We start from the raw sequence: 13323 nt of genomic DNA, 5'->3' as shown, positions 1-13323 counted from the left end.
CTTGAAGGCTGGAGTGTATTTCATGGTGGGCATCCCTTTGGTTGGACAGGGTGTCCAACTTTTGGGGGTCAGTTCAGGCCCTGCTCCTGGTTGGGGCTCTCCTTCGTCGAGCTTCCCTCACTCCGGCGACGCTCCGTGGGCCCGCGCTGAACGGACATCCATGTCCTAGCAGCGCTCTCGCCGCATCCATGCGGCTCGGCCCACTCCGCGCCGCCTGCGTTCGGCCTGCACCCAAGTCGCGTTCTGCGGTGTCTGGACTGTTGCGCATGAAGATCAACGGCAACGGCAACGGCAACGGCAACGGCAACGGCAACGCTCAGGTGTATGCGATGAGTAGCCCTAGCCAGAACCCATCGAAAAGAGTACAAATGTACTCCATGACGACTCTATCCTCCCGACGCGCTGCCATTCTCACCTTCATCCGTGACCGCATCGCCCAAAACGCCCAGCCACCGAGCCTCGCTGAAATCTGCGAAGCCTTCGGATTCGCTTCCCGCAGCGTCGCACGCAAACACATCGTCGCACTCACCGAAGCCGGCTTCATCGAAGTCACCGCCAATCAGGCCCGCGGCATTCGCCTCGTCGAACACACACGCCGCGCCGAGATGCTTGAAATCCCCGTCCTCGGCCGCGTCGCCGCTGGCGCCCCCATCGGCCCCGACATCGACATTCACGACACCTTCACCCTCGACAGCCGCACCTTTCTGCGCATCCCCGATTATCTGCTACGGGTCAAAGGCGACTCGATGATCGAAGACGGCATCTTCGACGGCGACCTGGTTGGCATCCTGCAAAGCGCCGACGCCAAGGACGGCCAGATCGTCGTGGCGCGGCTCGATGGCGAAGTGACCATCAAACGTCTCGAACGCGGCAACAACCAGTTCCGCCTGTTGCCGCGTAACCCGGCCTATGCCCCCATCGTCGTGCTCCCCGATCAGGACTTCGCCATTGAAGGCGTGTTCTGCGGGCTGGTGCGCCGGGAATGATGGGCGCGGTGGTCAGCCTTGACGCGCTGCTGGACGAGCGTCGGGTCTGGAAAGGTCGAGCGCAGGTCCAGCCGGTTGCCGCGCAACCCACGGGCCATGCCTTGCTCGATGCGGCCTTGCCCATTGGCGGCTGGCCGCCCGCAGCGCTGACGGAAATCCTCATCCCGGCCCACGGCAGCGGCGAGTTGCGTCTGTTGTGGCCCACCTTGGCGCGGCTGGCGGACAAGGGGGAGCGCATCGTCCTGGTCGCGCCGCCTCATGTGCCCTATCCCCAGGCGTGGCAGGCAGCCGGAGTCGATCTGCGCCAGTTGTCGGTGATTCAGGCCAGCGACACCGATGCCCTGTGGGCCGTTGAGCAATGTCTGCGCTCAGGCAGTTGTGGCGCGGTGTTGTGCTGGCCGAACAAGGTCGATGACCGTGCCTTGCGTCGTTTGCAGGTGGCGGCCGAAACCGGCGAAACCCTGGCGTTCGCCTGTCGTGGGCAACAGGCCGCTGCCAACCCGTCGCCTGCGGCCCTGCGTCTGGCCATCGACCTGCGCCCCAGCCAGCTACGCGTGCTCAAGTGCCGAGGCGGGCTGGCGCCTGCTTCCCCCATTCCTTTCACCACGGGGCCTTGAGGTTTCCATGCTCTGGGCTTGTGTCCTGCTGCCGCAACTGGCGCTGGACGGCGTCATGCGTCGTCGCGCCGAACCCGACAAACCGCTGGCCCTGATCAGCGGCACGGCCCAGCGTCGTGTGCTGCAAACCGTCAATGCCGCCGCTCGGGAACTGGGGTTGCGAGCCGGTCAGTCGCTGACGGCAGCCCACGCCATGACCCGCGAATTCGACACCGTTGAATATGACCCCGCGCAAACCGAGCACTGGCACCGCTTGCTGGCATCGTGGGCCTATCGCTTCAGCTCGCACGTCAGCCTGAAATACCCCCGCGTGTTGCTCATGGAAGTCGAGTCCAGCTTCGGCCTGTTCGGCCCGTGGCCGGTGTTCGAGGCGCGTCTTCGTCAGGAGTTGACCGCCATGGGTTTCAGCCATCGCATCGTCGCCGCGCCTAATCCTGTGGCTGCGCGGATGCTGGCCAGCGCCCACGACGGGCTGGCGGTGACCTGTCCGGACAGCCTGCAACAGATGCTGGAGCAGATGCCGGTCAACCGGCTGGGCTTGTCGACGGAGGTGTCCACGGCGTTCGCGCGCATGGGCCTGCATCGGTTGCGCCAGGTGCTGGCCATGCCCCGCGACACGCTGGCCCGACGCTTCCCGGCGCAGGTGCTGCAGCACCTGGATACGCTGCTCGGGCGACGGCCCGTGGCGCTGGAGTGCTACCTGCCGCCGGATCACTTCGAGACACGCATCGAGCTGAATTTCGACGTCGAATCCCATCAGGCGTTGCTGTTCCCGCTCAAACGCATGATTGCCGATCTGGCGTTGTTTCTCGGTGGCCGGGACAGTGGCGTGCAGCGTTTTGTCATTCATCTGGAGCACGTGCCCAGCGTCGGCAGTGCAGCCCCGGACACGCTGATTCCAGTGGGCCTGTTGAGTGCCGAGCGCGAGGCCAACATGCTGTTCGAGCTGGCGCGTGGGCGTCTGGAACAGGTGGTCGTGCCATCCCCGGTGCGGGCCCTGAAGTTGCTGGCCAGGGATTTGCCCGCGTTCGTGCCGGCTCATCGCGAGCTGTTCGACGACCGTCCGCAGCAGAGCCTGCCGTGGGAGCAATTGCGCGAACGCCTGCGGGCGCGGCTGGGGGACGACTCGGTCAGTGGCTTGAGCTTTCACGCCGACCATCGCCCCGAATGTGCCTGGCAGTCGGCTTCGCTCAGCAAGCCTGCCGCCGGTATCAACCCGGTGCCGCGTCCGGGCTGGCTGCTGCGAGAGCCGGAGCCTCTGACCGACCCTGGCCTGCGCGTGCTTGCTGGCCCTGAACGTATCGAGTCCGGCTGGTGGGACGGCGGGGATGTGCGCCGCGATTACTACCTCGTCGAAACCCGCACCGGCCTGCGCGGCTGGGCCTATCGCAGTGTGGGTGACAGCGGCCTGTTGCTGCACGGGTGGTTTGCATGAGCTGCGAGTACGTCGAGCTGCACTGCCTGTCCAACTTCAGTTTTCAGCGCGGGGCGTCCAGTGCGCAGGAGCTGTTCGAGCGCGCCAAGCTGCATGGCTACCAGGGCCTGGCCATCACCGATGAGTGCACGCTGGCGGGGATCGTGCGGGCGTGGCAGGCGTCGATCACATGCGAAATTCCGTTGATCGTCGGCAGTGAAATCGCCATCGAGCACGGGCCTAAAGTGGTGCTCCTGGCCGAGAACCTCGCTGGGTATCAAGCCCTGTGCAAGCTCATCACCCAAGGTCGGCGGCGCAGCAAGAAGGGCGAATACCGGCTGATGCGCGAGGATTTCGACACCCCCCTCGATGGCCTGCTGGCGTTGTGGTTGCCGGATCTGGACCAGTCGGCCGAGAGTCGACAAGAGCAGGGCGACTGGTTGTGCGGGCTTTTTCCGCAGACCTTGTGGCTGGGTGTCGAGCTGCATTGTGGTCCTGACGACCGACATCGGCTCGACACGTTGCTGTCGCTGGCCGATGCGTTCGGCATTCCGGCGGTGGCCTGCGGTGACGTCCACATGCACGCCCGCGGCCGCCGGGCCCTGCAGGACACCATGACCGCCATCCGTCATCACACTACGGTGGCCGAAGCCGGGCATCGCTTGTTTCCCAATGGCGAGCGGCATTTGCGCCCGCGCGCGGTTCTCGCAGACCTGTATCCCGAACGTTTGCTGGCCGAAACCCTGAACATCGCTCGGCGTTGCACCTTTGATTTCAAGCAGTTGCAGTACGAATACCCTCAGGAGTTGGTGCCGATGGGGCATTCGGCGACCAGTTGGTTGCGTGAGCTGACGGAGCAAGGGGCGCGCAAGCGTTGGCCGGATGGCGTTCCGGAGGTCGCCCGCACGAACATTGATCATGAGTTGCAGATCATTGCCGAGAAGAACTACGAGAGCTATTTCCTCACGGTTCACGACATCGTCAGCTTTGCCCGAGATCAAGCCATTCTTTGCCAGGGACGAGGCTCGGCGGCTAACTCCACGGTCTGTTTCGCGCTGGGCATCACCGAACTGAATCCGGCAACAGGTGAGAGCAAGATGCTGTTTGCCCGGTTTATTTCCAAAGAGCGGGATGAGCCCCCGGATATCGACGTCGATTTCGAGCACGAACGCCGTGAAGAGGTCCTGCAATACGTCTTCCGCCGCTATGGTCGGGGCAGGGCGGCGCTGACGGCTGTGGCCAGCACCTATCACGGCGCAGGGGCGATTCGTGATGTGGCGCGAGTACTCGGTTTGCCGCCTGATCAGATCAACGCACTGGCCGATTGCTGCGGACGCTGGACCGACAACCTGCCGCCCGCCGAGCGTTTGCGTGAATCAGGCTTCGAGCCGGATAGCCCGGTGCTGCGCCGAGTGCTGACCTTGACTGGCGAGCTGATCGGGTTTCCGCGTCACCTCTCGCAGCACCCCGGTGGTTTCGTGATTTCCGAGCACCCGCTGGAGACGTTGGTGCCGGTTGAGAACGCTGCCATGGCTGACCGCACGATCATTCAGTGGGACAAGGACGATCTGGATCTGGTGGGGTTGCTCAAAGTCGACATTCTCGCGTTAGGCATGCTCAGTGCCCTGAGGCGTACCTTCGATCTGGTTGAGTTGCATCGCCACAAGCGCTGGACCATCGCGACCATTCCCGCAGAGGACAAGCCGACCTACGACATGATCAGTCGTGCCGACACCATCGGTGTATTCCAGATCGAGTCGCGGGCACAGATGTCGATGCTGCCAAGACTCAGACCCAAGACGTTTTACGATCTGGTGATCGAGGTCGCCATCGTCAGGCCTGGTCCGATTCAGGGGGATATGGTGCATCCGTACCTGCGTCGCAGGAATAAAGAGGAACCTGTCACTTATCCCTCCAAGAAGTTGGAAGCCGTTTTCAAACGCACCCTCGGCGTGCCGTTGTTTCAGGAGCAGGTCATGCAACTGGCGATTGTCGCGGCCGATTATTCGCCGGGGGAGGCTGATGAACTGCGCCGTTCCATGGCAGCCTGGAAGCGCCACGGCGGCCTTGAACCTCATCGCATTCGCCTCAGCGAACGCATGACCGAGAAGGGCTACCCCGACGAATTCATCCGCCGCATCTTCGAACAAATCAAAGGCTTCGGCAGCTATGGCTTCCCCGAATCCCACGCCGCCAGCTTCGCCTTGCTGACCTACGCCAGCTGCTGGCTCAAGTGCCACGAACCCGCGGCCTTCACCTGCGCGCTGATCAACAGCTGGCCCATGGGGTTCTACAGCCCCGACCAATTATTGCAGGACGCCCGCCGACACCACATCGACGTGCATCCCGTGGACATTCGCTACAGCGACTGGGATTGCTCGCTGGAACCGGTAGAAGGGCGCGAGTACACGCAGAATCTGGCGATCCGTATGGGCCTGCGCATGATTCGTGGCTTTCGCGAGGAGGACGCCCGACGCATCGAGCAGACCCGGCAACAACGCGCATTCAAAGACGTCACTGACCTGTGCGTGCGCGCCGATCTCGACAATCGGACGCGGGCCTCGCTGGCGGATTCCGGGGCGTTGCGCGGGTTGGTCGGCCATCGTCATCGTGCGCGCTGGGAGATGGCCGGGGTCGAAGTGCAGCGGCCCTTGTTCGGTGAGGATTGCTTCGGCGAAGAAGCGCAGGTGGCCTTGCCCTTGCCCAGCGTGGCTCAAGACCTGATGGCCGATTACGACACGATTGGCACGACCCTCGGCCCGCACCCGCTGGCGCTGCTGCGCAACACATTGGCGGGCAAACGCTTCCGCTGTTCCAAAGACCTGTTGGATGAAGAGCACGGGCGTTGTTTCAGCGTCGCGGGTTTGGTGGTGGGGCGACAGCGACCGGGCACGGCCAGCGGCGTGACCTTTGTCACTCTGGAAGATGAGCACGGGATGATCAACGTCGTGGTCTGGCGGGATCTCGCCGAACGTCAACGCAAGGTGCTGGTGGGGTCGCAGCTGATGCAGGTCTTCGGCAAGTTCGAATACCAGAAGGGGGTGCGCCACGTCATCGCCCAACGCCTGTTCGACCTGACTCCGCTGCTGACGGGGCTGGACGTGCGCAGTCGCGATTTCAAATAGCGAGTCCCCTCTGGGAGCGAATTCATTCGCGAGAGGTCGGTACATCCAGCCTCTCGGAGTCGGATGTCCCCCCGTTTCGCGAATGAATTCGCTCCCACAGAGAGGCCCGCCGCGCCGAGGCTTCAGGTGATACCCATGTGATGCAGGGGTGTGGCTGCTGACCGGGCTGGACGTGCGCAGTCGCGATTCAAATAAACGACTGGACTGCGATATTCCTGTGGGAGCGAATTCATTCGCGAGAGGTCGGTACATCCAGCCTATCGGAGTCGGATGTCCCCCCGTTTCGCGAATCAATTCACTCCCACAGAGAGGCCCGCCGCGCCGAGGCTTCAGGTGATACCCATGTGATGCAGGGGCGTGGCTGCTGACCGGGCTGGACGTGCGCAGTCGCGATTTCAAATAAACGACTGGACTGCGATATTCGTGTGGGAGCGAATTCATTCGCGAGAGGTCGGTACATCCAGCCTATCGGAGTCGGATGTCCCCCCGTTTCGCGAATGAATTCGCTCCCACAGAGAGGCCCGCCGCGCCGAAGCTTCAGGTGATACCCATGTGATGCAGGGGTGTGGCTGCTGACCGGGCTGGACGTGCGCAGTCGCGATTTCAAATAAACGATTGGACTGCGATATTCCTGTGGGAGCGAATTCATTCGCGAGAGGTCGGTACATCCAGCTTATCGGTGTTGGATGTACCCCCGTTTCGCGAATGAATTCGCTCCCACAGAGAGGTCCGCCGCGCCGAGGCTTCAGGTGATACCCATGTGATGTAGAGGCGTGGCTGCTGACCGGGCTGGACGTATGCAGTCGCGATTCAGATAGCGAGTCCCCTGTAGGAGTGAGCTTGCTCGCGAATGCGGCTGTGCAGTCACATTGATAGCGACTAACAGCGTGCTTTCGTGAGCAAGCTCACGCCCACAGGTTTAGTGGTGTGTCAGGCGCATCATGCAGGTAGACACACCGCCATCATTAAACCTCGACTTTCACCGCCCGACCGGTCTTGATCGATTCCAGCGCGCAATTGGCCAGGTGCAGCGCCTTCAGGCCGTCCCGCGCGTTGGTGGGAAGGGGCTCATTGGCGCGTACGGCGTCGATGAACTGGTTCAATTCGTTGCGGTACGAATCGGTGTAGCGCTCAAGGAAGAAGTTCTCCAGCGGCTCGCGTACTTCGGTCTGGGTGGCGCTGTAGGTGCGCACGGTGCTAGGGCGGTGGTTGTCGTTGAGCACCATGCCTTTGGAGCCGAACACTTCCAGGCGCTGGTCGTAGCCGTAGACCGCTTCGCGGCAGCAGTTGATGTGGCATTGCTTGCCGGAGGCAGTGCGCAGAAGGACCATCACGCTGTCGTAATCATCGATCTGTGCCAGGGCCGGCTCGACCAAGCGGCTGGCGATGGCCATCACTTCCACCGGTTCTTCGCCCAGCAGGGTGCGCGCGGTGTCGAAATCGTGGATGGTCATGTCGCGGAAGATCCCGCCTGAGTGCTTGAGGTATTCCACCGGCGCCAGGCCCGGATCGCGGCTGGTGATCACCACCTGACGCACGTCGCCGATGTCGCCCTGGGCAATGGCCTTGCGCATTTGCAGGGTGTCAGGGTCGAAGCGACGGTTGAAGCCCAGCATGACCTTGCCGTTCAGGCGCTCGATGTCTTCAACGGCTTTGGCGGCCTTGGCGAAGTCCAGATCGATGGGCTTTTCGCACAGCACCGGTTTACCCAGCTGGACCGCGCGCAGCATCAAGTCGATATGGGTGTCGGTGGGCGTGCCGATGACGATGGCGTCTACGTCGTCCCGGGCGATGGCTTCGGCGCAGTCGTAGGCCGCCGCGCAACCCAGCCTGGCCGCCAGCTTGTCGACGCCTTCGCGCCAGGGGTCGGCGATCACCGACAGTTGCACATCGGGGTTGGCCGCGACGTTGGCGGCGTGGATGTTGGCAATACGGCCTGCGCCGAGGACTGCGATGCGTAGCATGGGTGGATCTCCTTGGATTGTTGTTGTCAGGGGCGATCAGGGTGCTGCTGGCCCGGGCATCAATGGGCCAAATTGAACGGGGTGACGATCTGCACCGGCGAGGCGGGAATCGGGTCAGCCCGCCATAGCCGGTGAAACTGCAGGATCTGGGTGAACGCATGGCGGGCATCGACCTGCAGGTTGTGATCGATGATCGCGGCCATCTTTTCTTCGGCCAGCAGTTGGCGGTTTTCCTGATCCAGGTCGTGGCCGATGAACACGGTCAAGGGGCGATCGACGGCGGCGAAGGCGTCGACGATTGCGCGATTGCCACCGCCGACGCTGTACACGGCCTTTATCGAGGGGTTGTCCTTCAAGGCCTGGGTCACGCGTTCCAGCGTGGGTTCGTAGACGCCAAAACCGCCACTTATGTCGACCACGCGCAGGTGCTGGGCGCGGCTGCGCAGCCAGGTGCGAAAGCCCATCTCGCGCTCTTCCTCGCCACGAAACAGCTCGCTGCTGATCACCACGGCGACGTCCTGGGAACTGTTGTCGAGCCAGCGCGACATCAGGTACGCGGCGGTTTGCCCGGCGGTGCGGTTGTCCATGCCGATGTAGCCGATGCGCTCGCTCTGGGGCAGGTCGGACACCAGCGTCACCACCGGAACCCCTGCGGCGGTGACCTGATTCACCGCTTCGTTGATCTGCGGCTCATCAGCGGCCTTGAGGATCAAGCCTTGGCTGCCCTTGCTGGCGCAGCGCAGGATCAGGTCGTGCATCTGCTGAGTGTCGATTTCCTGATACAGGTGAAAGCGCGGAAAAATGCGGAAGGGCGCCAGGCTGCCCAACTGCGCGTGAATGGCTTGCTGCACGGCGTCGCTGAAGCGCTTGGGGGTATGCAGGATGATGTCGATGTGAAAGGTGCGACCCACGGCAGGCCCGGATTTTTCTTGGGCTTCGAGTTCTTCAAGGGCTTGCTGGATACGCCGGTTGGTCTGGTAATGCACGCTGCCGCGCTCGTGCAGGACGCGATCGACCGTGGCTTTGCTGACCCCTGCCTGAGCGGCGATCTGCTTGATGGAGAAACGTCTGGCGCGGTCGAGCATGGAATCTCCTGAGCCTTTTTTGAGGTCTTGTTGAGGTCGATTCGGGTCTGACTGAGGTGAACGCAATGCTAGTCTTAGTTCTATTCATTGTACAGATGGAATTTAAATTCTATTGCGATGATGTTTCCGCAGCTAAAAACAACAACAGCAGGAGAAGGGCATGTCAGTACGTGATGTTTCCACGCCGAATCTTTCCACTTCATTCGCCGGCCGTTACTACGTCGTCACGGGCAGCACCCAGGGGCTGGGCGCCGCCGTGACGCGAACCCTGGCGTTGCGCGGCGCTGCCGGGTTGATCATCTGCGGGCGCAGCCGCGACAAGGGCGAGCAGCAGGTGCGCCTGCTGGCCGAGCTGGATTGCCAGGCGTTTTTCGTCGAAGCCGACATGGAGAATGTCGAGGACTGCCGCCGCGTCGTGGCCGCCGCCAAGGAACATTTCGGCACCGTGCACGGGCTGGTGAACTGCGCGGGGATGTCCGATCGCGGGACCATCATCGACACCTCGCCGGAACTGTTCGACCGCCTGTTCGCGGTCAACGTCAAGGCGCCGTTTTTCCTGATGCAGGCATGCATCAAGCTGATGATCGCCAACAAGGTCGAGGGCTCGATTGTCAGCATTCTCAGCGTCACCGGCCATGGCGGCCAATCGTTCCTGTCGGCTTATGCCGCATCCAAAGGGGCGCTGGCGGTGCTGACCAAGAACGTGGCGTTTAGCACCTTGCGCAACCGCATCCGCGTCAACGGCCTGAACATCGGCTGGATGGACACCCCTCATGAAGACCAGATTCAGCGCCAGTACCACGGCGCCCAGGACGGCTGGCTGCAGCGAGCTGAGGCCGAGGCGCCTTTTGGCCGCTTACTCAAGCCTGAAGAGGTGGCCAATAGCGTGGCTTTCCTGCTGTCCGATCAGTCGGGCCTGACCACCGGCGCGATCATCGACATGGAGCAGGGCATCATTGGCTGCGGCGACGGTTCGGCGCCACGTCCTGACGCGCCGCTCACCCTTGACGGAGTCGCGCCATGAGCCTGTTTGCCAGCGCCGCCGATATCGACGTCGAGGCATTCGCGGACGTGTGCGAGCAAGAGGTCAACCTGGCCGACTACCCCCATGCTCATGAAGTCATCAGCAAGGTCGTCATCTATCAGGCCGATCGTCTGCGCAGTGCCATGCAGCTGGACCGTACAGCCCTGTTGGACGAGTTGCATCGCTTGTTTCGGGACGGTTCTGGTGTAATGGCAGTACGTAATACGTACCGCGATACAGGCGTTATCGATCGGCACAGCGAAGTGTTTCGCCAGATCATCGCCGACGAGTCTGCCAGCGTCGTGCGCGCCGACCATTTCGCCAAGGCCGGGGCCAATCAGCGGATCTGGAATTCTCTGCAAAAGGCTGCCGAGCATTCGCCGGATTCGTTTATCGAGTATTACGCTAACCCACTGCTGGGGCTGATCTCGGAAGCCTGGCTGGGGCCGTATTTTCAGGCCACCGCGCAGGTCAACGTGGTGACGCCGGGCGGCCAGGCGCAACAGCCGCATCGGGATTATCACCTGGGCTTCCAGAGCGATGAGGTGGCGGCGCGTTTTCCGCTGCCGATTCATCGGCTGTCGCAGAATCTGACCTTGCAAGGCGCCGTGGCCCACACCGACATGCCGCTGGAAACCGGCCCGACCTTGCTGCTGCCGTTCTCCCAGCAGTACGAATTGGGCTACCTGGCGTGGCGTGATCAGCGCTTTATCGACTACTTCGCCAGTCGTGCCATTCAACTGCCGTTGAACAAGGGTGATCTGCTGTTTTTCAACCCTGCGCTGTTTCACGCGGCGGGCACCAATCGCACGACGGATCAGTTTCGCATGGCCAACCTGTTGCAGATTTCTTCTGCATTCGGCAAGCCGATGGAAACGGTCAACCGGGAGAAAATGGTCTTGGCGCTGTATCCGTCGCTGCTCAAGCGTGTGGAGCAGGGCGAACTGGATGAGGAGGGCATGCAGGCGGTGATTGCCATGAGTGCGGACGGGTATTCGTTTCCCACCAACCTGGATACTGATCCGCCATTGCACGGCATGGCGCCGCAGACGGGCCAGCAGTTGCTGGAACGGGCGTTGCGCGAGCGGTGGCAGATGGGACGATTTGTCGAGGCGGTGGAATCGCTGAGGCGCAAGCGATTGGCGTGATGCCGACCTTGACTCCTGGCGCTGTACCTGTGGCAGACGTCGGAGGTTACGACGGCACCAGCCCTTTGTGCATGTTGATGAAAGCTCTGGCGCAGCAGATTTGGGCAGATTGCAGATCCGCCTGACAATCTGGCACGGCCTGTGCTGTTCTGATGGAAACCGGGTTGTTGAACAATCCGTTCTCCCAAGGAACACACTGTGTCCATTGCCAAAGAAAACGGACTGTCCCTGGCCGATCAGGTCGCCCGCGAGGTTCGCGAAGCCATCATCAACGGTCGGCTGTTGTCCGGCATGCCGTTGGTGGAAAGCGAACTGGTGCGCGGCTACAACGCCTCGCGTAACACCGTGCGCGAGGCGTTGCATCTGTTGGGTCGCGAAGGCCTGACCACTTATATCCGCCACAAGGGTGTGATTGTCCGTCGCCTCGCCGTAGCCGATGTACGCGACCTGTTCATGGTCCGCCGCACCCTCGAAACCCGCGCCATTCTTGCCGGGGGGGCGTTGGCCGAGCACCCGGCGCAGCGCATGGCCGATGCCATCGAGGCGGCCGAGCTTGCCTGCGAACGCGAGGACTGGCGCGCCTTTGCCACCCAAAGCCTGCGTTTTCATCAGCATGTCGTGGGGTTGCTGGGCAGCCCGTCGTTCGACGAGTTCTTCACCAATATCGTCGCGCAGATGCGTCTGGTGTTCTCCGCCGCTCTGGATGAAGGCCGCTACCAGGCGCCCTGGCTTGACCGCGACCGGCACATCTATCAGTTGCTGGTCGACAACCGCCGGGTTGAAGCCGGCGACGCGATGGACACTTACCTCAACGATTCCGAACACCAGGCGCTGGCATTGCTCGCCAACGTCGCCAGCCATTGAGCAGGAGATTGCCATGTACAAAGACTACCCAGCCGCGTATCAGGTCAGCAAAGGCGCGGCCCTGCAGGTCGACACCGCGTTCTACGAGCGCATTCGCCAAGAGCAGGACGGCCGCACCCTGGTCGAGCAGTTCGAGGTGCCGATTCGGACCGGGCGGGCGTGGAAGGTCAAGGCCGGGCAGGTGTTTCGCGTGACCACACCGGTCGGTCCGCAGGTCGGTGATTTCAACGTCTGGAACGCCAACGACCCCCGTGAGCGCCTGTGGGCGGCGCGCACCCGGCAGCTGCAGGGCGCGCACGTCACCACTCACGACCGGCTGTGGTCGAACCTGCCGTTTCTGCGTCCGCTGGTCACCATCACCGACGACAGCCTGGCCAGCTACGGCATCGACGAGCACGGCGGCCGCCTGCATGACCTGCTCGGCACCCGCTGCGACCCCTACGTGAACAAGATGCTCACCGGCGAGGATTTTCATCACCACTGCCACTCCAACCTGACCCGCGCCGTATTGCCCCATGGCCTGACCGAGTTCGACGTTCATGACGTGCTGAACATCTTCCAGTGCACCGGCCTGAACCACGACGACATGTACTTCATGAAGGCATGCCCGGCGCAAAAGGGCGATTACCTGGAGTTCTTCGCCGAAATCGACTTGTTGTGCGCCTTGTCCACTTGCCCTGGCGGCGACCTCTCGCTGCCGATGTGGGGGCCGCACGCACAAGATCCGCTGAGCGTCTGCCGCCCATTGGGCGTGGAGATTTATGATCTGCACGCTGCGCTGTTGCAAGGGTGGGAGTCGCCCAAGCGTGCCGAGTACAAGGGGTTGCATGGGTTGAAGATTGGCAAGGCGGATTGGGAAGCCTGAACAGATACCCTTAGTGCTACGGGTACCTGTGGCAGCGAATTCATACGCGAGACGTTTGTGCAGCCGTTACACATCTGCCGGCTGTACCGACCTCTCGCGAATGAATTGGCTCTGTCTGCGTAAAGTGTTGCTGACAGCTAAGCTTGTAAAGTCTGACATTCGTTTTCGGAGGTCTGCGATGCGAGCCACAGAGTTCAAGGCTTGGCTATCGGCGATATCCCAGCTTAACCC

10 protein-coding genes are annotated in these 13323 nt (G+C 62.3%); 8 read left to right on the top strand and 2 right to left on the bottom strand.

Features of this window, described 5'->3' with window-relative positions; genetic code table 11:
• The first annotated feature begins 368 nt into the window (after positions 1 to 368).
• From lexA to AC07V9_RS29425, 4 genes are read left to right on the top strand one after another with little or no spacing between them, the layout of a single operon-like run.
• Positions 369 to 986, top strand: coding sequence for a transcriptional repressor LexA (gene lexA / locus AC07V9_RS29440; protein WP_495019138.1), 618 nt, complete (start codon positions 369 to 371; stop codon positions 984 to 986).
• Positions 986 to 1603 (top strand): translesion DNA synthesis-associated protein ImuA, encoded by a 618-nt coding sequence (gene imuA / locus AC07V9_RS29435; protein WP_495019137.1) that lies wholly within the window; start codon positions 986 to 988, stop codon positions 1601 to 1603. The genes lexA and imuA overlap by 1 nt, the downstream gene beginning before the upstream one ends.
• 7 nt (positions 1604 to 1610) lie before the next feature.
• The gene (locus AC07V9_RS29430; protein ID WP_495019136.1) at positions 1611 to 3038 is read left to right on the top strand and encodes a Y-family DNA polymerase; all 1428 of its coding nucleotides are present in this window, start codon (positions 1611 to 1613) and stop codon (positions 3036 to 3038) included.
• Positions 3035 to 6142, top strand: coding sequence for an error-prone DNA polymerase (locus tag AC07V9_RS29425; protein ID WP_495019135.1), 3108 nt, complete (start codon positions 3035 to 3037; stop codon positions 6140 to 6142). The genes AC07V9_RS29430 and AC07V9_RS29425 overlap by 4 nt, the downstream gene beginning before the upstream one ends.
• A gap of 965 nt (positions 6143 to 7107) precedes the next feature.
• Here AC07V9_RS29425 and iolG read toward each other — a convergent pair.
• Both iolG and AC07V9_RS29415 read right to left on the bottom strand, forming a co-directional pair.
• Positions 7108 to 8106, bottom strand: coding sequence for an inositol 2-dehydrogenase (gene iolG / locus AC07V9_RS29420; protein ID WP_495019134.1), 999 nt, complete (start codon positions 8104 to 8106; stop codon positions 7108 to 7110).
• 59 nt (positions 8107 to 8165) lie between these two features.
• Positions 8166 to 9191, bottom strand: coding sequence for a LacI family DNA-binding transcriptional regulator (locus AC07V9_RS29415; protein ID WP_495019133.1), 1026 nt, complete (start codon positions 9189 to 9191; stop codon positions 8166 to 8168).
• 160 nt (positions 9192 to 9351) lie between these two features.
• On the opposite strand from AC07V9_RS29415, the gene AC07V9_RS29410 reads away from it, so the two are divergent.
• The 4 genes from AC07V9_RS29410 (at position 9352) to AC07V9_RS29395 (ending at position 13092) form a co-directional block, all read left to right on the top strand.
• A complete protein-coding gene (locus tag AC07V9_RS29410) occupies positions 9352 to 10215 on the top strand; it encodes an SDR family oxidoreductase (RefSeq protein WP_495019132.1) in 864 nt (287 codons plus the stop codon).
• On the top strand, positions 10212 to 11363 hold the full coding sequence (locus AC07V9_RS29405; protein WP_495019131.1) for a phytanoyl-CoA dioxygenase family protein: 1152 nt from the start codon (positions 10212 to 10214) through the stop codon (positions 11361 to 11363). Before AC07V9_RS29410 ends, AC07V9_RS29405 begins: the two co-directional genes overlap by 4 nt.
• A gap of 198 nt (positions 11364 to 11561) precedes the next feature.
• Complete coding sequence (locus tag AC07V9_RS29400; protein ID WP_495019130.1) at positions 11562 to 12227, top strand: GntR family transcriptional regulator; 666 nt, start codon at positions 11562 to 11564, stop codon at positions 12225 to 12227.
• Between the two features lie 13 nt (positions 12228 to 12240).
• Positions 12241 to 13092, top strand: coding sequence for an urea carboxylase-associated family protein (locus tag AC07V9_RS29395; protein ID WP_495019129.1), 852 nt, complete (start codon positions 12241 to 12243; stop codon positions 13090 to 13092).
• Positions 13093 to 13323: the final 231 nt, after the last annotated feature.

This window comes from Pseudomonas sp. GW821-FHT02A11 (assembly GCF_059421985.1).
Note: the sequence above shows the minus strand (reverse complement) of the source record. Positions and strands in the feature narration are given on the sequence as shown.